This is a genomic window from Hoylesella oralis ATCC 33269 (assembly GCF_000185145.2).
GTDB classification, from domain to species: Bacteria; Bacteroidota; Bacteroidia; order Bacteroidales; family Bacteroidaceae; genus Prevotella; species Prevotella phocaeensis.
Window position 1 is genome coordinate 1,126,350 of record NZ_GL833119.1, and the last position, 22,334, is coordinate 1,148,683.

At 45.2% G+C, this 22,334-nt stretch carries 17 protein-coding genes; 5 read left to right on the forward strand and 12 right to left on the reverse strand.

Features of this window, described 5'->3' with window-relative positions:
- Nucleotides 1-135 precede the first annotated feature (135 nt).
- The 3 genes from HMPREF0663_RS07300 to HMPREF0663_RS07310 are packed head-to-tail and all read left to right on the forward strand — an operon-like array spanning nucleotide 136 to nucleotide 1,950.
- Entirely contained in the window at nucleotides 136-612 is a 477-nt protein-coding gene (locus HMPREF0663_RS07300; protein ID WP_004369728.1) for a hypothetical protein, read from the forward strand.
- Nucleotides 587-1,414, forward strand: coding sequence for a DUF3822 family protein (locus HMPREF0663_RS07305; protein WP_004369730.1), 828 nt, complete (start codon nucleotides 587-589; stop codon nucleotides 1,412-1,414). The genes HMPREF0663_RS07300 and HMPREF0663_RS07305 overlap by 26 nt, the downstream gene beginning before the upstream one ends.
- Nucleotides 1,411-1,950, forward strand: coding sequence for an RsmD family RNA methyltransferase (locus tag HMPREF0663_RS07310; protein WP_004369732.1), 540 nt, complete (start codon nucleotides 1,411-1,413; stop codon nucleotides 1,948-1,950). The genes HMPREF0663_RS07305 and HMPREF0663_RS07310 overlap by 4 nt, the downstream gene beginning before the upstream one ends.
- Before the next feature lie 113 nt (nucleotides 1,951-2,063).
- On the opposite strand, the gene cls is transcribed toward HMPREF0663_RS07310, so the two are convergent.
- The 3 genes from cls to HMPREF0663_RS07325 all read right to left on the reverse strand — a co-directional run bounded on the left by cls (nucleotide 2,064) and on the right by HMPREF0663_RS07325 (nucleotide 6,610).
- Nucleotides 2,064-3,488, reverse strand: coding sequence for a cardiolipin synthase (gene cls, locus HMPREF0663_RS07315; RefSeq protein ID WP_004369734.1), 1,425 nt, complete (start codon nucleotides 3,486-3,488; stop codon nucleotides 2,064-2,066).
- A gap of 5 nt (nucleotides 3,489-3,493) precedes the next feature.
- Nucleotides 3,494-5,197: a hypothetical protein gene (locus HMPREF0663_RS07320; RefSeq protein ID WP_004369735.1), complete on the reverse strand. Its 1,704-nt coding sequence runs from the start codon at nucleotides 5,195-5,197 to the stop codon at nucleotides 3,494-3,496.
- 105 nt (nucleotides 5,198-5,302) lie between these two features.
- The gene (locus HMPREF0663_RS07325) at nucleotides 5,303-6,610 is read right to left on the reverse strand and encodes an alpha-L-fucosidase (protein ID WP_004369737.1); all 1,308 of its coding nucleotides are present in this window, start codon (nucleotides 6,608-6,610) and stop codon (nucleotides 5,303-5,305) included.
- Between the two features lie 602 nt (nucleotides 6,611-7,212).
- Here HMPREF0663_RS07325 and HMPREF0663_RS12060 point away from each other — a divergent pair.
- Together HMPREF0663_RS12060 and HMPREF0663_RS07330 are read left to right on the forward strand one after the other, a co-directional pair.
- On the forward strand, nucleotides 7,213-7,374 hold the full coding sequence (locus tag HMPREF0663_RS12060; protein WP_004369738.1) for a hypothetical protein: 162 nt from the start codon (nucleotides 7,213-7,215) through the stop codon (nucleotides 7,372-7,374).
- Between the two features lie 2 nt (nucleotides 7,375-7,376).
- Nucleotides 7,377-8,849, forward strand: coding sequence for a fimbrillin family protein (locus HMPREF0663_RS07330; protein ID WP_004369739.1), 1,473 nt, complete (start codon nucleotides 7,377-7,379; stop codon nucleotides 8,847-8,849).
- A 250-nt stretch (nucleotides 8,850-9,099) separates the two neighbouring features.
- Here the strand turns inward: HMPREF0663_RS07330 and dnaG are convergent, their stop codons facing one another.
- The 9 genes from dnaG to HMPREF0663_RS07375 all read right to left on the reverse strand — a co-directional run bounded on the left by dnaG (nucleotide 9,100) and on the right by HMPREF0663_RS07375 (nucleotide 22,299).
- Nucleotides 9,100-11,040 (reverse strand): DNA primase, encoded by a 1,941-nt coding sequence (gene dnaG, locus HMPREF0663_RS07335; protein WP_004369740.1) that lies wholly within the window; start codon nucleotides 11,038-11,040, stop codon nucleotides 9,100-9,102.
- Between the two features lie 292 nt (nucleotides 11,041-11,332).
- Complete coding sequence (locus HMPREF0663_RS07340) at nucleotides 11,333-12,247, reverse strand: hypothetical protein (RefSeq protein WP_004369742.1); 915 nt, start codon at nucleotides 12,245-12,247, stop codon at nucleotides 11,333-11,335.
- A gap of 24 nt (nucleotides 12,248-12,271) precedes the next feature.
- The gene (locus tag HMPREF0663_RS07345; RefSeq protein WP_004369743.1) at nucleotides 12,272-13,444 is read right to left on the reverse strand and encodes a fibronectin type III domain-containing protein; all 1,173 of its coding nucleotides are present in this window, start codon (nucleotides 13,442-13,444) and stop codon (nucleotides 12,272-12,274) included.
- Nucleotides 13,445-13,467: 23 nt separating this feature from the next.
- Nucleotides 13,468-14,661 carry a DUF4856 domain-containing protein gene (locus HMPREF0663_RS07350; RefSeq protein ID WP_004369744.1) on the reverse strand — a complete coding sequence of 398 codons (1,194 nt, stop codon included), beginning with the start codon at nucleotides 14,659-14,661 and terminating at the stop codon, nucleotides 13,468-13,470.
- Between the two features lie 12 nt (nucleotides 14,662-14,673).
- Nucleotides 14,674-15,300, reverse strand: coding sequence for a hypothetical protein (locus tag HMPREF0663_RS07355; RefSeq protein ID WP_004369745.1), 627 nt, complete (start codon nucleotides 15,298-15,300; stop codon nucleotides 14,674-14,676).
- A gap of 54 nt (nucleotides 15,301-15,354) precedes the next feature.
- On the reverse strand, nucleotides 15,355-16,389 hold the full coding sequence (locus HMPREF0663_RS07360; protein WP_004369746.1) for a DUF4302 domain-containing protein: 1,035 nt from the start codon (nucleotides 16,387-16,389) through the stop codon (nucleotides 15,355-15,357).
- Nucleotides 16,390-16,395: 6 nt separating this feature from the next.
- Nucleotides 16,396-17,367, reverse strand: a complete 972-nt coding sequence (locus HMPREF0663_RS07365) for a putative zinc-binding metallopeptidase (protein ID WP_004369747.1) — start codon at nucleotides 17,365-17,367, stop codon at nucleotides 16,396-16,398.
- 24 nt (nucleotides 17,368-17,391) lie between these two features.
- Entirely contained in the window at nucleotides 17,392-18,912 is a 1,521-nt protein-coding gene (locus HMPREF0663_RS07370; RefSeq protein ID WP_004369748.1) for a RagB/SusD family nutrient uptake outer membrane protein, read from the reverse strand.
- Between the two features lie 12 nt (nucleotides 18,913-18,924).
- Nucleotides 18,925-22,299 carry a SusC/RagA family TonB-linked outer membrane protein gene (locus tag HMPREF0663_RS07375; protein ID WP_004369749.1) on the reverse strand — a complete coding sequence of 1,125 codons (3,375 nt, stop codon included), beginning with the start codon at nucleotides 22,297-22,299 and terminating at the stop codon, nucleotides 18,925-18,927.
- Nucleotides 22,300-22,334: the final 35 nt, after the last annotated feature.

Below are 22,334 nucleotides of genomic sequence, written 5' to 3' on the forward strand. Positions count from 1 at the left end.
TTTCGGCAAATTGAAGCGAACTTCTTTGCATTCGACTTGCACTATTTTTGCAGAAAATAGGCTATGCCTTGGCGATTTGAAAGTTTGCTTTGTGTATAATACAATGCAAAAGTAGGAAAAGTATTCCGAACGTAGATGAAAATAAAGAATAATTATATATTGGGCTTCTGTGTACTGCTGTTGGCGGTGCTCTGCGTGCTCAGCGTGAGCACTCCGGTGAGGTTCCGGAGACAGAAACAACAGAGAGAGGTCGAAGTAAAACGCTGTTTGATGGCTATACGTAGGGCGGAAATGAAGTATCTGCAGGCATACGGCACATATACCGATAATTTCAGAGCGCTCACAGCGGCACGTCTGTTGGCAGATTCTGTACAATATATACCTTATTCGGGCGGCAAACGTTTCCGACTTGCCGTATCCGTACAGCTTACGAAGACGGGCAATCGCGTGCCTTTAATGGAGTGCAGCGCTACGTATACAGACTATCTGCATGGGCTCGATGCCTCGCAGATTGCCGATATAACTGAAGATGCGAACGCTTCAGGGCGCTTTGCAGGATTGAAGATAGGGGATTTAACAACACCAAATGATAATGCAGGAAACTGGGAATAGTACACTTGTTTCGAGAATGAGGCCGGTAATACGTATCAGTAAAGGCGCTCTGTCGTTCTCGGTGGCAGATACTGCCACCGAAACACAGGTTGTCTACGAGCCTTACGCCGTAAAAAGCGGCATGTCGATGGCGGCGAATTTGCGTGAAGCCTTTAATGAGAGCGAGTTGTTGATGCGCGGATATCAGCGGGCACAGGTAATGCTCGATGCACCTGTGTTGATGGTTCCGGTGGAGGAATTTGATGAGAGTGAGATCGATATACTTTACAACCATGTTTTTTCGGGGCATGACTCGCAGGAGATATTGTATGCGGTTTTACCCAATCTGAATGCCGTTGCGGTGTTCTCTATCAATAAAGATCTGAAGTTAGTGCTTACGGATCATTTCGATGATGTGCACTTCTATCCGCTCGTTCAGCCCGTTTGGAGCTACCTGCATAAGCGCAGTTTCATGGGTGGAAGGCGCAAGTTGTACGGATATTTCCACGATAAGAAGCTGGAAGTTTTCTGTTTTAATCATAATAGGTTCAGGTTTACCAACAGCTATGATGTATCCCATCCGCACGATGCCATATACTTTTTGCTCTATATATGGAAACTGTTGGGCTACGATGTGGAACATGATGAGATGCATCTTGTCGGCGATATCTCCGACGAACGCGAGGAACTCTTGCAACAATTGCGCCGTTATGTGCAGAAAGTTTATGCAATCAACGCTTCTGCCGAGTTCAACCGTTCGCCCGTTACAGGCATTAAAGGAATGCCTTTCGATCTGATTACATTATTTATAAAGGGAAGATGAGGGTAATTACCGGAATATATAAAGGGCGTCGTTTCGATATCCCGCGCACGTTCAAGGCGCGTCCGACGACCGATTTCGCAAAGGAGAACATTTTTAATGTGCTTAATGGTTACATCGATTTCGATGGTACAGCGGCGTTAGACCTGTTTTCGGGCACCGGAAGCATCACGCTCGAATTGCTTTCGCGTGGCTGTGCAACGGTCGTAAGCGTAGAGGCTGACCGCGATCATGCCGACTTCATTCGCCGCTGCGTGGATAAACTCGGAGCGGAAAATAGTCTGCTTGTTCGCGGTGATGCGTTCAGATTTCTGAAATCATGCCACCAACAATTCGACTTTATCTTTGCCGATCCGCCTTATACATTGCCCCAATTGGCCGAAATTCCGGCGCTGGTATTCGAGCATAACCTATTGAAAACGGGCGGTATCTTCGTATTCGAACACGGTCGGCAGGACGATTTTTCTAACGAACCCCACTTTATTGAGCGTCGTACCTACGGCAGTGTGAACTTTTCGTTGTTCGGTTTAACTGAATAGGAGATGAGGGATGAAGGAATAAGGATGAAAGATTGTTCGTTATTCTTCGTTATAAATTCGGCTGATAAACGTTCATCTTTCATCCTTATTCCTTCATCCCTCATCTCCTACCCTTACAACAAAGGAGACAATAAACGTGTGAGTGACTCCCACAGGCGTTGCAGGAACGGGCGACGGGCTATGTCTGTAGGGCTGTCGATAAGGTTGCATAGCTCTTGATCAGCAAGGAATATCTGCTTGAATCTTAATGCCATATCTCTGTCATAAAAGAAGATATTCGACTCAAAGTTATTCTCAAAGCTTCGAAAGTCTACGTTCGTACTCCCGCAGGTGCACAAACTGTCGTCGGCAACCAGTAATTTTGAGTGATTGAACCCCGCCTTGTAGAGATAAACCTTTACGCCTGCTTCGAGGATATTCATAATGTATGAGCGGCTTGCCCATTCCACCAATCGGGCGTCGGTGTGCAAAGGAACCATCAATCTTACATCTATACCGGTGAGAGATGCCGTACGCATGGCAAATAGGATAGGCTCCGTGGGCAGGAAGTAGGGCGACTCCATGAAGACATAATGCTTGGCTTCGAGCAATACTCTTACGTAACCTTGCATGATATCGGGCCATGGAGAGATGGGACTACTAGTAACTACCTGCGCTATACAGTCGTTTACGACCGACGTATTGGCTTCGGGATAGTATTTGCGGTCGGATATAAGCGTGCGATCCACGAAATACCAGTCGACAAGGAAGGCACGCTGTATGGAATAGACAATGCCTCCGGTGACGCGAAGGTGGGTGTCTCGCCATGATTGACGGGGGGTACCTTTCACGTAGCGCAGGGCTATGTTCATGCCACCTATAAAACCTACCTTGCCATCGATTACGCAGAGTTTGCGATGGTTGCGGTAGTTAACCTTGCCGGTAAAGGCGGGGAAGCGTACCGGAAGGAATGAATGTACGTCTATTCCGGCATTTCTCATGCGTTCGAAGAAACGGTTCGACACCCGCCAACAGCCCACATCATCGTAGATGAAGCGCACTTCGATGTCTTCGCGTGCCCTATCTATCAGCGCATCAGCTACCAATCGTCCGAGCGGATCATCAGCTATAATGTAAGTATCCAGATGAATGTGATGCTTAGCCTTACCGATTTCGCGCAGCAGACCGAGGATGAAGTCGTAGCCGTTAGTATAAATATCGGCCTCATTATCTTTGAATGGCAGCGACATACTTTGGTTGGCGAAGAGTTTCATCAGTGCTTTATGGGTATCAGGCAGGCGCAGATTGCGTTGTTCGGCAAACTCCAACATCGAACGTTTAGACAGTTGATCGAGCCTGCGTTGGCTGATATAGCGCTCTTTGCGTGTGTTCTGTCCGAAGAAGAAGTAGAAGATAATACCTACAACAGGTACGAATATAAGCACCAACATCCATGCCATGGTCTTTTCGGGCTGCCGGTTTTCCATGAGAATGCGCACCACTGTGGCAATTACAATGATGATGTAGAGGGCAAATATTATCCAATGTGCGTAGATCATAGCTATTATTTCGCTTCCTTTTTCTTCTGTATATAAGCTAATTCATGTATTGCAAAGTCTGCATTTTCGGGCTCATCGATCATTTTGCGCAGCATTCTTTCGGCCTCATCGTAGCTCTTTCTTTCCACAAGGATATAGGCCTTGCGCCTCTTCAGAAAGTTCCTGAAAGGTTCGAAATAGTTTTTCACCTTTTCTTTTTCGGGTAAATTGGAGAGCTCTTGCAGCAGTCCTTCGATGATACCGTAGGCGCGCAGGTCGCCTCCATTTACCATACAATTGATATATTCCTCGGTATAAATGATGTTATGCAGCGGAAGAAGCAGTTCTAAATAGTAATATGAGCGGTCGTATTGGTGCAGGGCGTTGTAACAGTAGCCTATCATATAGCTCACTTCAAAGAAGTATTGCTGCATTTCGGGTTGCTGTTGCGGCAGATACTGCTGCAATGTGTGATATACATATTCCAAGAGTGCAACCGCTTCTACAAAGCATTTTCGGTTAAAGAGCATCTTTCCGCGATAAAGATAATATCCCATTTGCGGATTTACACATGCCACGAGCAGGCGTTCTTCGTCTGTAAGACTGTCGATACCTTCGTGCCCGAGTTTAGCCATAGCTTCTTTCCACAGATAACGAAACTCATCGGTACGCCTCTGAGCCGGCCTGAGATCGTGCGCTGCGAGTGTACTCAAAGCGATGGTTTTATTATTGTCGGTGCCTACAGGATTTGCTTTTTGCGCCGACAGAGGCAACTGGGTAACGGTTATGCGGTAATAAAGAGTGCGTTCGTCTCCCTGTTCTGCCGACAGATGAATGATGAGGCGTCGTTCTTTTTCAGCCATGATACGGTCGAAATACGACAGGAAGAGCGTGGCCGTGCGGTGCACGAATTTGCCTTCGGCGATAAGTTCGGCCGAGAGTTCCAGCTCGCTTATCCTGTCGGCATCTACTTTCCGTACGTTGCGGTCGTCGGTAACGACGGTCATACGTATGGGAAGAAAGTGCGATATACCCAATGCCTTGGCAAACAATCGCTTGATGGTAATACCCTCGTCGGGCTGTTCGCGCCACTCGGAGCCTGTTTCTTGGTGCAGCATTTCCTGTTCGCGTACCAGATAAATGTTGCGCCCGATATCCATACCGGTTCTTTCTATATCTGTAAATCCGATTGTTTCGGCATCTTTTATCATCTCTTCGAACCGCTTGACGAATACGTTTTTCCATAGGAACATGTCCTCCATCGTTCGTTTAAGCAACAAAGAAGACGTGATATCGTTCAGCAGCAGGCCCGATACTATATGTACGTATGCCGTGCCGTTGGCGTTTTCGATGGTATAGATGATGCGACAGTTATCAGTATTCAAGTTGCATTGATTGCAAATGTTGCGCATAAGTTCCAGCTGTTCGGCATGAACAGAATAGATAGACAGGTAAGATAGCCGTGCAAAAGGTGAGTTCTTGTTAAGACGAATGCGGAACGAACCGCCTTGATATTCGTAATCAGCAAAGGTATCTTCGTTTTCTTTCTTCCATACAGGCTTACAGTTGAGTGTGCGCAACGCCCTTCTGATGATGCGGCGATTATCGTTCGGCGAGTTCGAATAACGGTTCTGCTTGGCACGGAGATAACCCTTCCAAACAAAATACGATGCCAATGTAGCAAAAGCACACACCGTACAAATCAATAGCATCAGTTCGATGTAACCCATGTTTCAGCCTTGTAATTCTTGTCTTCTTATGCTCTGTAGCTTTGTTTTGTTATGAAATCCGAATGTAGAAGTAACGACAATAAGCATCCTGCCGCCCTGTTATTTTTATTTCACTGTGAGTTCGACTACGCAATCTATATCTTTCGGCACCGACGGGAGCTCTATCGTAATGCCGTATTTACTGCGTGTAAAGTTCACTTTCGTATGGTTATTGAACATTACGGCATTGGTTATTTTCGAATTGTCGACCGGAAGAAACAGTCCTTTATCCTGCAAATTCAGTATATGTACATACAGTTTATTGCCCTTTTGCGTACTAACTCCCCATTCATGCGGTGCTATAATGCCTCCACGGGTGCCGTATATGGTTTCGCCGTATGTACTCATCCATTTGCCTATCTCGCCGAGGCGTTGCGCTGCAGCGGCAGGTAATTGCCCGTCGGGTTGCGGCCCTATGTTCAATAACAGGTTGGCATTTCGCCCTGCGGCACGCACAATAAGGTGGATAAGTTCCTTAGATGTTTTGTACAGACTATCGGTAATGTTGTATCCCCAACACCTGCTCATGGTCTCACATGTTTCGAGTGGCAGGGCGCTGATGCCGTTCTTGCCCGAATATCCGGCCTTGTTTTCGCCGGGAAGGTCGCGTTCGAATATCTGTATATCCTCTCCCTCGAACGGTACTTCGTGATGGTTATTGCCGATGAGGCATGCAGGTTGCAGTTTGTGGATTAACTCATATTGTTTGCCGAGCTGCCAGTCGAAAGGCTTATCATCACTGTCATGATCCCAAAAACCGTCGAACCATATCGCACCGATAGGCCCGTAGCCGGTTAAAAGTTCCGTAAGTTGTTTGTTCATAAAGGCATAATAACTGCGCCAGTCTTGCCTGTTAGCCGGTCTGCCGAGCCATCTGCCGGTCCTACCGAGCGGGTAATCGAGCCTATGCCAGTCGAGATGCGAGTAATAGAAGTGCAGTGAGATGCCCTCGCGTCGGCAGGCCGTTGCCAGTTCTTTCAGCACATCGCGCCCGAAAGGTGTAGCATCAACGATGTTATATCCGTCGGATTTCGTGCCGAACATAGAGAACCCGTCGTGGTGTCGCGCCGTTATGGTGATGTACTTCGCACCGGCTGTTTTGATTGCCTTTACCCATTCGTCGGCATTGAACTTAGAAGGATAAAAGCCGCCGGCAAGTTTCGAATACTCTATATAGTTGATATTCCGGTTGTTCATCACCCATTCGCCCTCGCCGAGCATGGAATATATTCCCCAATGAAGGAATATCCCGAACTTGTTGTCTTGAAATTTGTTGCGGGCATCGATGTTTCCCGTTGCGGGCAGGTAACCGTTCTGTGCACCCCCTGCAATGCTCATAAGCAAGACGACAATAGTTGGTATGAATTTTTTCATGCTTTGGTAACGGTGTTGAAGTATATCTGCAAAGATAACGATTATTATCGGAATTGCAACACCACAGGCACTTTTTTACTTCACTCTAAAGGGTTTGCTGCTTAAATATTTATTATTCGGTTGGGTTGCAGAGGAGGTTTGGCGGTGCTTATTTGCAGGTTTACCGTGAACGAAGCATGCCTCGTGCCGTGATACACGGTACATCTGTTGTCGACAAGCGGGCTTTATACGAGCTTTATATTATATATGTATGCACGATAGAAACTACTTTTAATGTGAACGAATCGTAAATATTTATATGAAAAAATGTGAAAAAATCAGGCGTGTCTTTAGTAAGAACGAAAGTATTATCTTATCTTTGCAGCGCAATTATTTAGGAAACTTCGGTATTTTATGATTAGGATAACACCGTTTGTGCAAATGAACAGTTGCAGATTTCCGGTAATTAACGAATTCTGGTATCGGCATGCAGTTAACCCAAAGGTATGTTTAACGAACCAATGATTTTATAACAACGATTATCATGCCATAAAAAGATGTATCTGTCTTATACCGAATTAACATTATGAATTAATATTACTTTAAAATTTTTATGTACAAGTATGAAGGCTAATTATGTAAAACCACAAGTGAATTCATTATCTGTAAAATCTCAATTGCTGGCAGGCAGCAATCCTAAAAATAAGGGGCAGCTTGGCGATTATGAAGAAGGAGAAGACTTGGGAAGTGATGATATGAATGCTAAAACAAATTTTATTTATTGATTATGAAAGCAAACAAGACAAATTTATCGGTTTTATTCGGAACATTGCTATGTGTTTCTGCATGCACGGGAATTAACGATATCGGTAACGATAGGGCGGATAAAGGCGGACAACCGAGCAAGATAGTAACATTAAAGGCTATGATGCCCGATCTTAGCACGCGCACTATTTTCAAGGATGAGCAAGGGAAAACGCTGAAAGTAGGATGGGGTAAGGGCGACAAGATACGTGTTTCGCCCCTGAACGGTGCCCCTTCTTCGATTTTCTCTGCACCGGCTGACGCAAGTGGAAAGCTTGCTACCTTCACCGGAACGTTCGATCAATCTGCACAGGTGAATAAGATATGTGCCGTATATCCCGCTACAATGCCCGAAAGTGATGACAGATGGGCGGTTATGAACGTAGACTATTCTTCGCAGGAGGGCTCTTTGGATTACATACAGGAGCATGCCATGATGACTTCTAAGATGGATTACCAACCCGAAGGCAGCAATCTTCTGCAATTCAAGAACGAGGCTGCCATCGTTAAGTTTACGATAAAGATGCCTAAAAAGGATGAACAAAATCCCTTGTTGCCAACAGAAGACAAGATTAGTTCTGTGGTAATAGCCACTCCGTTGGCGCAAGGAGAGAGCGTAGCAGATAATAATTTGGTGCATAGCCGTAAGTGGAACGGGCTTTACAATACGTGGAGTTCGGATGGAAAAGGGAACATGTTGATTAAGTTTGCTGAAGATGTAACGTTCGATATGGGGCATCCTATCGTAGGATATGCTATGATTCTTCCGCAGAAGTTGAAAGATGGACTTGTCATATCTGCACGTGGTAAGCGCATGAATTATTCTATCTCTACGAAACCCAATGTCGATCTACAGGCCGGAAAGATATATCGTATCGCAAAAACAGCTACTCCCTTGCACCTGTATTACCAATGGGATGCATACAGTCCTTATGTGAAAGGTAACAGCAGTAAGGAGTATTTTCATGAAGGAGGCGAGGGATATAACCGCGCTTGCAGTACTCCGGAGCACTCTTGTAAGGAATGTCCTACTAAGGAACAGATATTGATGTATCTCGGTACCAATGATTTATATTATAGCAATGGGGTAGGTATTTATGCCAATACAAAGGGACTTTGGCTGCCTAAACGGCAGTATATCGAAGGGTTCGATGCAGGAACAGCTAAAAAAGTTGATATGAAAGACAATGAAAGCAGTAATGATGTCTACCCGAAGACAGAGCGGCCAAGCGATATAAGCAAATACTTTTTCCTCCCTGCAAGCGGCTGTTATGAAGATAACGACCTTATTCTAAAGGAACGAGGAGGCCATTATTGGGCGAGTACTTGTTATCCTTATGCCGACGGATATGCCTTCTTTCTCGAGTTCGACCTTAGTGGAGACAACACAACTGCCTTTGCCGGCTTAAGAAAAGCACCCAAAGCCTTCGGGCATTTTGTATGGAAAGTGGAGTAATACCATTGTAATCAGACCGATAACATGAATGCCTTGCAGGGCATATCGAGATATCTGATGGTGCAAGTCGGCCTGTATGCTGCAGGCGAAATATCGTTCGAGGTCTGACAGACGATATTTCTATTGCCGACAGAAGGGCGGTATAAAAGGCTTACATAGTACGGATATGTGCAATAAAAGGTGCTTCTATGGGCGACAGGATTATGAGCCCGAAGAAGCACCTTTATTTTATGGCTGCGCTGCAGCTTGTTTATACGATGATATTGTTACCCAGTTTGCGGGCGAGAGTGTTGCGAATGTTCTGCATATCTTTGTATTCTTCCATGAGTTTAAGCATCTTTTCGGGCTCGTTTACGGCCAAAGAGATGCCTTGTTGCAGCTCTTTAAGACGCTTCTCCACATAATCCATGCGGAAATCCAGTAACAAATGTATGGTTCTGTTGAGCAATCTTTCATCGTCGACTTCCTTTTTCAAGCTCTCTGAAAGTTTGAACTTGTCGGCCGTCATGTCTATAGCAAGGCGGCTCACCTCTATGTCTTCGTGGTGAATAAAATAGGTCTCGGCACGGAATCCCTCTGTTCTGCAGCACTCGACCGCCTCGGCCAGTATCTTGTTATATAACTCGTTGCCGAATTGCAGGTTGTCTGTGTTCAGGTTATAGTCGATGAATTGCGCTACCGAAAGCGTGTAAACGTTGCCTTCTTCGTCGGTGGCATCTTTCACGATAATACGCTCTCCGTACTTCATAACGAGTTGTATGAGCATTTGTTCTACCTTCTTGGCCTGTTGCATGGGCGTTGCAGGTTGTATGGGCTGCCGAGGTGCGACTTGCGTTTCCTGTTCCTGCTGCTTGCGATCGGTCTCTTTGGCCTGTGCATCTCGGCTGTCTCTGATAAATCGGTTCATGGTATTGATGAGCGTTCCCTCATTGATACCCATGCGTTGTGCACAGTCATGCAGGTATGTATCGCGCAATATCTGGTTTTGAATGACCGATATACTCTTCACAATCGAGTTGATTGCCTCCGATCGTTTGATGGGATCGGTCTCGTTTTTCAGTAATAAATCGGTCTTGAACTGTATAAAGTCGGTCTGATGGTCGTTGATGTATTGGCGGAAAACAGCCGCCGAATGCTGACGAGAGAAGCTGTCAGGATCGTTACCATCGGGGAGTAACAGCACTTTAAGGTTCATCCCTTCGGCCAAGAGCATATCTGTACCGCGCAAAGCTGCGTGTATACCGGCCTCATCGCCATCGTATAACAAGGTTATGTTAGAGGTGAAGCGGTGCAAGGTATGTATCTGATGAAAGCTGAGCGCGGTGCCCGAGTTGGCCACCACGTTCTCTATGCCGCACTGGTGCATGGAAATAACGTCGGTATATCCCTCGACCATGTACACTCGATCTTCTTTTGCGATGGCTTTTTTGGCCTGATAAATGCCATAGAGCTCATGGTCTTTGTGATAAATATCAGACTCTGGCGAGTTTACATACTTAATATTCACGCCTTTGGTACGCGAGTCAAGCACGCGACCTCCAAATCCAACGACCTTACCGCTTACGCCTATCCACGGAAAAACTACGCGGCCAGAGAAACGGTCGATGAGTTCGTGGCGGTCGTTTTCGTAGCATATACCCGTTTTAAGCAGGAACTCGGGCTTATAACCTTTCTTAATGGCTGTGGCAGCCAGTGCATGACGGTCTTGCAGGTCGTAGCCCAATTGGAACTTTTCTATAATGTCGTCGCGGAAACCTCGGCTGCGGAAGTATTGCATACCTATGGCCAAACCGTCGGGGGTGTTATGTAGAATGTTTTGAAAATACTTGGCTGTCCACTCATTAACTATGAACATCGCCTCCCGTTCGCTCTGTTCACGCTTCTCATCATCGGTAAGTTCGCGCTCTTTTATTTCTATGTGATATTTGTTGGCGAGCCATTTGAGCGCCTCAGGATATGTCATTTGCTCATGTTCCATTATGAAACTCACGGCATTTCCGCCCTTTCCACAGCCGAAACAATGACATGTACCGCGCGAAGGCGATACGACGAACGACGGTGTTTTCTCGTTATGAAAGGGGCACAGGCCCATGTAATTGGCGCCACGCTTACGGAGCGACACGAATTCGGATACCACATCTACGATATTGGCGGCATCTTTAATCTTTTCAATGGTTGGTTTGTCTATCATCGGTTCTTATAACAGTCATTGCAAAGTTACTCATTTTTATTTAATATACAATTTGTTTTGCCGTTACATTACCTATGCCTATCTGTTTTAGAAGTACCGAATATGAAAAATATCCCTACCGTTTATGCGTTGTAGATGTGCCATCTACGCAAAATCCCCCTAAAAGCAACCGGAAGACTTTTAGAGGGATTGTATTGTTAAGAGAACCTTAGAAGTATATTTCTCGATGCGTTTGATTACTTTTCCGTTGGAAAATTTGATGCTATTTAAGCCTTCCCATCGCTGCCGGCGGTTATCTCTTCTCGTACGGTATTACGAACTTATATCCTCGACCTCTAAGCACTACATCCTTTTCTCTTACCTCCTCTACGTATAATTTGTAGTTACCTTCTCTTAGATTGCTGTCGTCAAATTCGTCCGGATAGGTCATCGATAGCGAAATGTCCACATACGTTCCGGCCACAGGATTGACAATTGCGGGAGTTATCTTCAACACCCTTCTCGACGAATAAGGACGTGCACCGCCGCAAAGCCATACTCCTATGCCCGATTTCCGCACAGCCATAACGGTATTCATCTGTACATATATGTTGTGTGAAGTGGTGCCGTAAATCCCTACTTTGCCTGCTGTACCGTCGCAACGCACCGTAACTTTCAGCGTTTTTTCTTTCTTGTTTTGCGAAATAACCTTAATCATAGCTTCGCCTTCATAGTTGGCTTTTATCTCCAGAATGTTCGTCTTGGCATTCCACTTGGCATCCATAATCTTGTCAGGATCGTCTATTTTCAGGTCTACAATATCGCCTCCGCCGTTCAAACTTACGAACTTACTTTCGTCGCGAGGATAAAGTCGTATCTCCGATTGGCTGATACTAAGCTCCGGAACCACCACGTTAATCTCCACACGTCTTTTGAAATCTCCCGATATGATCGTGACATAAGTGCGCCCTTCCCATATTCCGTTAATGCGCAATGTATCTTTGCTTATCTCTACACCGGCAATCTTAGAGTCGGCCACGTTAGCTGTATATTTGCCGTTACCGCCGCTCAGCAGGATTGTCCGGGTAGAAAGTTTATTGAGAGATACCTCGTTTAAATCTTCAGAACCCACTCGTATTTCCGATAAATCCTGTTTGTTGTCTTTATCGCAGGCAGCCAAACCGAACGTGCACAACAGCAACAGCGAAAATATTATTATCTGTTTCATATTTTTTCCGATAGATATAATTTGTTAATCCACAATCAATTTATACTCTATATCCCATTTGCGTTCGGGTGTTTCCGCAATCTCTATCCGCAACAGATGTTCGCCTTTGTTTGCGAAGGTAATACTGCTGTCGGCGGGTGTAACGGCAACACCGTCTACCCAATAGCTTATCTGTGCATCCTTGTTGGCCAAGTCGTAGTAGAAAAGTCGTAGTGTTCGGGTACAAGTTCCTACCTCTCGTACCGTATATAAATAAGGTATACGCCCATCTTCGTCTATTCCTCTGCTCATTTGTTGGGTTTTTCGTGTAACGGGAGCAGATGGTTCAGAGGCGTCAGGTCCTTTTACTGTGCGTATTCTGATTTGGTAAGATGTGTTCGGTTCCAACTGTTCAACTATGTAAGACGTAGCTTTTGTGGTAGCAAGAACTTGCTCATTCTGCAGTATCTGGTAGCTTACACCGTCCTCATCAACGGCACTCCACGACAATTCTATTTCTCTCTGTTGCGGCACTGCTTTAATGTTAGAGGGGGGAACCAGCTTTGCTGATGGCGTTACCGCTTTGGTCTGTACGAACGAAACATCGTCTATAAGGATGTAACCGCCGGTATTTGCCGACTCTGGATCGCTCTCGAAAAACAATCCTACACCGGCTCTGTCTACTCCGGCAGGGGCTTTGAAAGTCAATGTTTTCTGTTGCCAAGTATCCGAGAAGTTACTTGCTTTATCGTTCCAACCCGTACGTGTATCCTTTTTAATAGATTTCGAACCTTTATACCAATCTACCGTAACTATAATATTTGGTTTTTTTGCTGTTCCTTTATACCAGTAGGAAAGACGATATTCACCGCTGGGATCGGCCACAATATGGTATGGATTGAAGTCTTTATCGCGCGAAAAGAACGATCCGCCGTTAGGATAAACCTTCACAGCAAACATACCTTGGTGCGCATCTTTTACCCTCGAATAGGCCAAGGTAGAATTGAAATACCAGTAAAGTGGTTTCTGATAAGGATCGAAATCCATTGTTTTCTTATTGTCTTCGTCTTCTTCATCGCTTTCATCTTCCGAAGATGGAGGTGTTGTCTTGGTATATTCTTCGAATCCTCCGTTAGGAATAAGCTCTTTCCCTAATTGGGCTTTTGCTGCAAAAGGTAAGAACATCAGCAGCAAAGCGATATATATATTCTGTTTCATTATATATTATTTTGTATTAAAAATTAGTTGGAAGGCTTGATATCGTCGGGTGTCAGGCCGTAATGTTTGCCTATGGAAGCGGCTATGTTCTTAAGAGAACCGTCTACAGTTTCTGCAGAAAGCAGCCGTTCTTTGTCCCATAAACCGTTTCCGGAGGTAAGCAGAGAGAGGTAATGCATTACCTCATCGTAAGAAAGATGGGGCTTGCCCGATTGCTGCAAGGTAAACTGAAGAGCGTAAAGAGCACCGTAACCTTGCGATAGAAATACCAAGGCGTTGTTCAAATCCTCATCTATATTCACAGTAGTTATCTCACCTATGAGCAGATTCATGGCACGTACGGCTGCCACTTTCGATAGTTCTGCACGTATTATCTGTAACTGTACGTGCACCTCATCGTAACGAAAATCGGTGAGAGCTGCACGGCCGAGCGCAAACGCATTATAGATTTTTATACGGCTCTCGCGTAATACAGATAAGGCATTTGTTTGTATGAAAGGCAACCAATACTGGTAATAACCGTAAGCCAAGTCCCAATGATGTTCGAGTTCTGTATAATTTCGCCCCGGTAGGAGGGTGGTGTTTTCGTGTTCTCTGCGCAATCGGGCATCGTTGTACAGACTGTCGTTAAGGTGCACATTGAGTATTTTGTCTAAATAGATTCCACCCCAAACGATACCGTTAAATACTTCTGCTACCACTACCCCTTTCTCATTAGCAAAGGCGATGTTTATATCACCGATGGAAGTTCCCACGTATCCGCCTTGTCCTTGGCGGGCCTTTTGGTTACGATAAGTGCCCGGACTGGGTTGAGACAGTCCGCTCAGCTTGCCTGTAGTAGTAAAAATGTTTTCCACATCTTTTAATATACGCGCCCTGTCGGCTTTGTGCAGCGAAGATGCAGCCAACTCCTCTTTGGGCTTTAACCCGAATTCGCCGTTGGTAAAATAGTCTTGTACTTTTTCCATGTTGGCATTGTACATAATCAAGGCGTTCTTCAGATAACTGCTGTAGATATAGTCTATTGGATCTCGCAACAGACTGCATTCCAGATAATCCACACTGCTATTGCCGTTACGTTTAAACTGGTAAGAGGGATCGGGCACCTGTGGTTCTCTGTAAGCCGACTCTACTGTTTCGCCTTCCCAGCTGTTACATGAAGCGAACATCAACGGTATAGCGAGCAATGTCATACAAATTGCAATATTCTTTTTCATATTCTTTATACATTAGGGTAAGATAATGTAACCGCAGAACGGGGCTTTTATCTTGTCGAGCCCTTCTTCGTTCTGATATTCGTGCACGCTGAGAGGCTTAACAATTGTTAAGCCATCTTCAGATATGGCCGATATCTTGGCTTTGACAGACGAACTGCGAGGTCCCACACCGTTAACACATAGATACATGGGGTAGCCCGACTTTGCCGTGAAGGTTATAGTATCTTCCTTGTTGTTGGTTAGGAATATGTGTGCTGTACTGTCTCGTTTGTTAGACGATATGATACGCAGACGCTTGTCGGTATCTATATATCTGATGGTATACCGCGATGTTAAATCGTCTTCGTCAATAAGTTCACCTGCAATATCCACCTCGGTGAACGAACACGTAAGCGTTACCTTGTAATTACGAACATTATCGGTAATATCCACTCCGGGATATACATAATCCGAGATAGGGGCATCGGGATCGCCCAATTGCACTACCTGATCTTCATACGAAACCTTGGGTTTCTCTACTCCGGGGAAAGGAAAAAGCTTCTCATAATCCTCGTCTGCATAGTCTTCACTGCTGTGCGAGCAGCCCCCGGTGAGCAAAGCAAGGCCGATAAAAGCATATTTTATCAAATTTATATTCATAATCTATTGTTCTTATTTCTATAACTTATTATCTTTACATCATGTGTTTGTCTGTCATTCTGCCGCCGCATCCCATATTTCCGCCTGCAGTCCGGTGGGCTCACCTTGCGGATGAAGGTGCTTACTTACTATGCGTGTGCTCCTTAACAAGGGCTCGTATACCGATACCAGCTCGGCAACAAAACGGTTACCTTTACGTTCAAAGTCGAAAAACATGGTTTTGTTATCGTATCGCAAACCTGCCCTAAACGTTATACCATGCTCTGTTCCGGCATATCCCGAGCCCAAACCGGTCATCTCTTTGGCAGGATATTCCGGTATAGGATTTCTTTTTTGCGTGAAAAGGAACAGGTAGTATTTCTTTTCCTTTATCTCTTTAAGCAGGGCCCGATTGGTTTCCACGTTTCGTTTGATGTATATATCGCTGCGGAAATAAGTACGCCCGCCCTTGTGAATGTGTAGCTGTGGGTTCACCATCTGTTCGAAAAAAGTGCGGTTGGCATAAGCTTTTTGTACGAAGTCGGCAGCCTCTTCAGCACTTTTCAGTTTGGTGAAAACGATATATTCGCGTGCCGGCTGAAGGTAAGATGCCGTGCGGAACATCAAATCACCGTCCTCGTTCTTACCCATATACAGAAAGTCTGACGAGCCTGCGAAGCGATCGTTCACGAGCTGGTGGATATAATTATAGGTAACGAAACTTAACTGTGTGAAGCTGTTGCGGCCTATCAAATACTCGCTCTTCATGGTTTCAGCGGCCGTTCGGCTTGTAAAATCGGCCAGCATCTCTACCGTATTATCGGCCGAGAACTTCATGATAAAGCTGTCGCCCCCGTAACCGTAACGCCCGCGGAAGCCATTTTGAGGGATGATTTCAGAGGGGGTTGAGAACAACAGAGAGTCGGTTTTGGGGAAGTAGAGCACGCGCCAGCCGTGAGTAGCCCCCACGAGTTCGTTCTTCAAAGCCGTAATACTTTCGTTACTGCGTTGCGAGGGAGATTTGTCGAATGCATCGTCATTGTCCGAACATCCTGCCAACAACAGTGTCAATACTATATAACTATATTTAAATAAACGTATCTTATCCATTTTCTTCTAATGCTGTTTTACGTAATAGTTTATCCTTCTGACGCTGGTTACCTGCATCTGTTTAAGGTTTATATGCCAGCTCTTCTGCACGTATTCATCTACAAAAGCCTGCTTCTCCGTAAACTCTTTGTAGGCTTGTTCGGCCTCTTTGGCATAACGTGCGTTCACTTCGGGATCGATGTCCGTATCGGGTGTTTTCGCCATGATACCGGCATCATACACCTCTTTGGGTGTACTGGTAAGCGTAGAACTGATGATTTCGGCAAAATCATCTTCTGCAGAAAGGAAAGAGAGCATAGTATAAAACCCTCTTTTGTTGGCATAGTCGGCCAATCCAAATTTCTCCTTTCCCGTACGGGCATAACTTAATGGTGGGGCTATTAGTTCGGTAGAACCCGTGTAACGGTGCCCGCTGATTGCTAAAAACTTATCGCGATCATAAGGAATAAGCTGCATCAAACGCTTGGCAAACTGATGATAAACGCTGCGCATCAGTACAAATACCTTGTCTGCATTGCCCGGATTAAAGTCGTTCACATTATATATACACATCTCGGCCGCCGTAAGTTGCGGGTTATAAAGGCGTTCTACCCCGTTTTCATCGGGGTTCCCTCCGCCGTACAGATACATCTTAATGGGTACACGGCCGAGCAAGAAATCTTCTCCGCCCACCTCTTTTAACCGGTAGGTTTCTATGCACAGCTCCTTGACCGCTTCGAGCACCGTGCGTACATTCTCTAATTTCGGCGGATAGATGAATGTTCCGGAGGCGCCGGCATGCTTTTCCCAGCGGTAAATAACCTCTATGCCGTAGGGCTTGGTTATATTTTCGAGTATCCAAGTATCTAATTGTGTAGGCTCTATCTGCTGCTTGCCGTCGTCTATAACGCTTCTGTCGTTAAGCGTTTCTTTGTTACATGCCGCCAGCCAAAGGACTGTACATGTGGCAAGAATTATCTTTGTAGTTATCGTTTTCATTGTTCCTGTTTTATATAATACTGTTTATCTGCGAGGTTCGTTGCGCTCGCGAGGGTTGGCGGAAAGGCCTCTTTGAATGGCTTCGGTCGGTATCTGAAGCACTTTTCGCGGATCTTCTTTCTCTAAAGGAAAATAGTATGAACTCTTTGAAGAGCGTTTCACAGCCAGATGGAAACGCCGGATGTCGAACCAGCGCAGGCCTTCTTGGTAGAATTCCTTTTGCCGGAAATCGAGAAAGAGTTTCACTATAGCAAGCTGTTTCAGGGTAAGTCCGTAGAATGGAGTATAAACATTGTAGTTCTCGCTATTTGTAGAAGTGTACACATTTCTATTGACCGAGGGCATAAAACCGAACTTTCCCTGCATATATTGCAGAAAATCATCGATGGCACGATTATAGTTTTTCTGCATTGCATGGGCTTCCATACGGTTTAGGAGTACCTCGTCTGTCGAAAAGAGCACATTCGTAACATAAAGACCGCGCGGTTTTGTGCCTGTACTTTCCGAGTTGGAAAGCTCGTCGAACTTAGCCAGATAACGGCCGGTTGTAACGGGTGCTGCCGATGACGTGAAAATGTAAGTGCCTATGAAGTTCATTTTGGAGTAATCGCCACCGCCTTCAATGCCCTTTTGGGCGAAAATCTTGTCTACCGTTCCGAAGGTAGAACCGTACTTATCTGTAGGTGTTGTGCGTGCCAGACGCGACTCCGTGCTGACCAACAGCAGGTTGGCAGGTTCATTCGTAGCGGCATATTTGCGATAAAGGTTTTGGTGATTGAACTCTAATTCGTTGGCATATTGTGTCCAAGGCCGTAGTTGTGTCTTCGGATCTCCGCCAAGTACATAGTCTGCATAGGCTATTACCTGCTTCCATTCGCCTTTCATAAGATAGAAACGAGATGCGAATGCATAGGCTGCCTTTTTATTGAAATGGAATTTGGGGTGCTTGTAATAGGTATCCGAAACCAAGGATATACCTAATTTCAGGTCTTTTTCTATCCGGTCGTACACCTCGTTAACCGTACCGCGTTGATAATCTACCAAAGCATTTTTCTCGGGTTTTGTGATATAGGGAATACCCGGATTGGTGGATTTTCCGCCATATGGCTCCGACCAAATGTTGACCAACATGAAATGTAGGTAAGCTCTTAGCAAGAAAGCCTCTCCGTATAGAGCTTTTACGCGTTCGCTTTTCGGATAACGGCTTAAAAGTTCTAAGGCCTTATTGGCTTGCGCAATTCCCTTGTAACAGGCATTCCAGTAGTTCAAGGGAGTATCGAGATCTTCCTGATCGTAGTCTTCCCAAAAGAACATAGCCTCGTTCAAACGGGAATGGATGCCGTTGGTACGCTCATCGACATTATCGGTACGCGGTTCCAAGAACGGGATGTAGCTTGCCTCGGGATAAGCTCCGGTGAGCAATTCTGCTATCTTTTCTTCCGAATTAATGTCGACATCAAGCTCTGAATCAGGACTTTTATCAAGGAAGCCATTACATCCTGTGCACAGCAAAGCTACTGTGAATAGCAATATATTTTTTTTCATATTTTTGTTATGTTAGAAACCTATGTTCAATGTTAAGGTATATTGTTTGGGAGTAGGGAGCGATACACCGCCCGATTTATAATACTCCGGGTCTTGTCCTTTGAGCTTCTTATCCGAATAAATCAGGAAAGGATTGGTGATATTTAGGCGCAAGTTCATTGTATGTAGCTTCATCTTTTTAAGGAATTTATCAGGAATATTATATCCTAACGATATATTTTTCATACGTACAAAGCTTCCGTCTGCAACCATTTTCTGCGAGTAATTATAGGTATTATAGGCACGTTCGATGTTTTCTTTGCCCACTTTCGCAATCAATTCCTGCGACGGAAGTACCGGAATATCGGTCTTTAACTCATCTCCCGGATTGAGCCAACGGTTGTAATATGATTTGGAAAAGACATTAAGATCGCCGAATTCGGGATCGAAAGTGGGGTTCAGACGTATCTTATTTCCTGCCTGCATGGTTACGAAGAACGACAATTCCCAGTCTTTATATTTAAGAGTATTCGACAAACCGCCTATCACTTGCGGTTCTATAGGGCCATGATACAAGAGATATGATTTGGCATATTGCGTATCAAGAAAGTCGGCTCCGGCAATATTAGAGTACTCTCCTTGACTGGAAGGATATAGTCCGAAGTCGAATGTTGGCAAGCCATTGTTGTTCAATCCTTGAAAGTTGAATGAGAAAAGCGAACCTCTCGGATAGCCTACGATATTGCCGCGTCCCCTTCCTGCCACCATATCGAAGGCATTAGGCGTATTCAACAGGCGTGTTATTTTCTGATTCATCGCGCTCAATGTAAGGCTTGTACTCCAGTTAAATGTTTCTGTTACGATGTTCTTGGTATGTACGCCAAGCTCTATGCCTCGTGTGCGCATATCGCCGAAGTTGGCATATTTGTAGTATTGCCCCCCCACGCCAGAAGTGCGCACAAGGTCGATCAAATCGAAAGTATTGCGTTGATACACGTCGAGTGTTGTGCTGATGCGATTGTTAAACAGGCCCAATTCCACACCTATATTTAGCTCGTACATCTTTTCCCATGTAAGGTCTCTGTTCTCAAGATGCAGAATATTGAGTTTATTCTCTCGGTCCTTGAAATGATAGCGGTTCACAATACCGCCTTTAAAAATAGAATTGGCGTTGATAGCTTCTTCGTTCATCTTCGCCGTAAGGCCGTAGCTGGCGCGCAAGGCCAGTCTTGAAATGGTACTGTTGCCTTTCATGAATGCCTCTTGGTCTATGTTCCATTTGGCTCCGATATTCCATGTAGGCAGCCATAAAGCCCTTGCTCCTTTGCCGGAAGTATTGGAACCCTCGCAATTGAATACCATATTGAAGATGTATTTGCCCGCATAACCGTACGTACCGTTAAAGGAGAACGTTACTCCACGGTCGTTTCGTTTGTGCAGATTGAAGTAGCTATTGCCTTCGTTGATAAGTTTATCGAATATCAACGGGTTGGTATATATCTGATTTCCCCTGTCGTATTGGATGCCGTATCCTTGGAAAGGGTTGACGGTACGAACGGTCGAACGTATTTCGGTAAAGGCAAAAGCCTTTACATCGTGCTGGTCGATACGTTTATCAAAGTCGAACGCGATACGTGCCAAGAAGCTTTTTAGCGAGGCTTCTGTCTTGTTAAGGATGCCACCATGTGTCAATCCCACCTTTGGTTGCAGCAACGGATTGTCTTTGTCGTGTACTAAATAGATGTTCTGCTGTGCTACGAACGGATTTTCGTTTGCGCGATATGCCTGTACTACATTAGAATTTTCGTATACTTCATGCGTGGTTGTGGTGTATGCTTGCCGTGTAGAAACCAGCGTTTTTATAGCTAAATCGGTGTTCACCCTATAGGTTGCCTCGCCTTGTAGCTTAAAGTCTAAGACGTTGATGTTCATTTTGTTATTGGCATATTCGTTCAGAATGTTGAACGGAGCCCAGTTGTTGCGATAATATTCAAGGCTGCCGTTTTCGTTGTAAGGCCGAAGGGTGCGGCTCGTTCCGAGAGCATACGAGAACGGGTTGATATCGAAATCGCGTTCAAAGGTGCCGATCGCGTTGTTTTTACGTTGCGGCATAGTGCCCGGGGCTTTCTGTGAACGAATGTTACCCTGTGCCGTAAGTGTGGTTATGAGTTTATCGTTGATGTAGAAAGTGTTCTTTATATTGGCGGTAAGTCTGCGAACATTGTCGGCAATAGTCCATCCTCCGTCGTAATAAAAGCCTATGGAAGCGTAGGTGGCCGTATTTTTACCGCCGCCGGAAAGCGTTATAGAATGGTTAGTGATAGGCTTCATGGTAAATAGAAGATCGAACCAGTTGGTATTGGCATATTCTCGTTTGCGCAGAAAATCCATCTTTGCGTCGGGTGTGTTAGGAAGATAATAAGTGCCCGTGGCGGGATTGATGGTGCTTATTCCTTTGTATAGCTGGTAATATATTCCGCTTCGTCTTCCGTAAAGAGAGTTGCTGATGCCGAAATATCCCTTGTCGTTCATTTCTTGATAGAGCGACATCGTTTCTTGAGAATTCAGTAAATCGAAATCGGCATAGCGGGGTTTCAGACGTACAGTATTCTCCGTAGAGTAGCTTATACGCAGGGGAGAGTTTTTTCTGCCCGACTTTGTTGTTATTACGATTACACCATTCAATGCCCGTGCGCCGTATACCGATGTGGCCGAAGCATCTTTCAGTACTTGTATGTCTTGTATGTCGGCCGGATTGAGGCCCGATACAGCAGAACTAATCAGCGTTACAGCGTCGCCGGATGCCAACTGATCAATGCTTAGGTGTACAAGATCTTCGTACACGGCGCCATCGATAACCCAGAGAGGCTGCACGTTTCCGATGATGGAAGCGCCCCCTCGTATGTTGATGCGGGGCGCTGAACCGAACGTTCCCGATATATTCTGTATCGATAAACCGGGCACACGCCCTTCGAGCATGCGAGATACGTCGGCAATTCCTTCGAGCTTGATGTCGTTCATTTTTACCGATGTTGCAGCACCGGTGTACACCCTGTTTCGGATATTTTGGTAACCTGTTATCACTACTTCGTCTACCTGATGGCTGTTGTCATATAATGTAATGTCCATAGATAGTGCTGTTATCTTGACTCGTCGTGTAGCCATCCCGATATAGCTCACCTGTAAAGTTTGCCCCGGTGTAGCATTTATCGTGAATTGTCCTTTCGCATTCGTAACGGCTTTTATCTGTGTACCCACGACATTGACGTATGCTCCCACGAGTGTTTCGCCTTGTTCCGTCTTTACTGTACCCGTTATAATATCTCCGGATTGTGCTATCGCGGCAAGCGATACGAGTACCAATAGGCACACGGCAAAGACTTTTTTAATATTTGCTTGTATATACATTATTGAATTAATAACTGTTTATTTGTCGTTTAAAT

Excerpts from the sequence above, each read along its gene's own strand:
- HMPREF0663_RS07350 (WP_004369744.1), bottom strand. The coding sequence starts at position 14,661 with ATGAAAAAGAATATTGCAATTTGTATGACATTGCTCGCTATACCGTTG.
- HMPREF0663_RS07360 (WP_004369746.1), bottom strand. The coding sequence starts at position 16,389 with ATGGATAAGATACGTTTATTTAAATATAGTTATATAGTATTGACACTG.
- cls (WP_004369734.1), bottom strand. The coding sequence starts at position 3,488 with ATGATCTACGCACATTGGATAATATTTGCCCTCTACATCATCATTGTA.
- HMPREF0663_RS07300 (WP_004369728.1), top strand. The coding sequence starts at position 136 with ATGAAAATAAAGAATAATTATATATTGGGCTTCTGTGTACTGCTGTTG.
- HMPREF0663_RS07320 (WP_004369735.1), bottom strand. The coding sequence starts at position 5,197 with ATGGGTTACATCGAACTGATGCTATTGATTTGTACGGTGTGTGCTTTT.
- HMPREF0663_RS07365 (WP_004369747.1), bottom strand. The coding sequence starts at position 17,367 with ATGAAAACGATAACTACAAAGATAATTCTTGCCACATGTACAGTCCTT.
- HMPREF0663_RS07345 (WP_004369743.1), bottom strand. The coding sequence starts at position 13,444 with ATGAAACAGAATATATATATCGCTTTGCTGCTGATGTTCTTACCTTTT.
- HMPREF0663_RS07355 (WP_004369745.1), bottom strand. The coding sequence starts at position 15,300 with ATGAATATAAATTTGATAAAATATGCTTTTATCGGCCTTGCTTTGCTC.
- HMPREF0663_RS12060 (WP_004369738.1), top strand. The coding sequence starts at position 7,213 with ATGAAGGCTAATTATGTAAAACCACAAGTGAATTCATTATCTGTAAAA.
- dnaG (WP_004369740.1), bottom strand. The coding sequence starts at position 11,040 with ATGATAGACAAACCAACCATTGAAAAGATTAAAGATGCCGCCAATATC.
- HMPREF0663_RS07310 (WP_004369732.1), top strand. The coding sequence starts at position 1,411 with ATGAGGGTAATTACCGGAATATATAAAGGGCGTCGTTTCGATATCCCG.
- HMPREF0663_RS07325 (WP_004369737.1), bottom strand. The coding sequence starts at position 6,610 with ATGAAAAAATTCATACCAACTATTGTCGTCTTGCTTATGAGCATTGCA.
- HMPREF0663_RS07375 (WP_004369749.1), bottom strand. The coding sequence starts at position 22,299 with ATGTATATACAAGCAAATATTAAAAAAGTCTTTGCCGTGTGCCTATTG.
- HMPREF0663_RS07370 (WP_004369748.1), bottom strand. The coding sequence starts at position 18,912 with ATGAAAAAAAATATATTGCTATTCACAGTAGCTTTGCTGTGCACAGGA.
- HMPREF0663_RS07305 (WP_004369730.1), top strand. The coding sequence starts at position 587 with ATGATAATGCAGGAAACTGGGAATAGTACACTTGTTTCGAGAATGAGG.
- HMPREF0663_RS07340 (WP_004369742.1), bottom strand. The coding sequence starts at position 12,247 with ATGAAACAGATAATAATATTTTCGCTGTTGCTGTTGTGCACGTTCGGT.
- HMPREF0663_RS07330 (WP_004369739.1), top strand. The coding sequence starts at position 7,377 with ATGAAAGCAAACAAGACAAATTTATCGGTTTTATTCGGAACATTGCTA.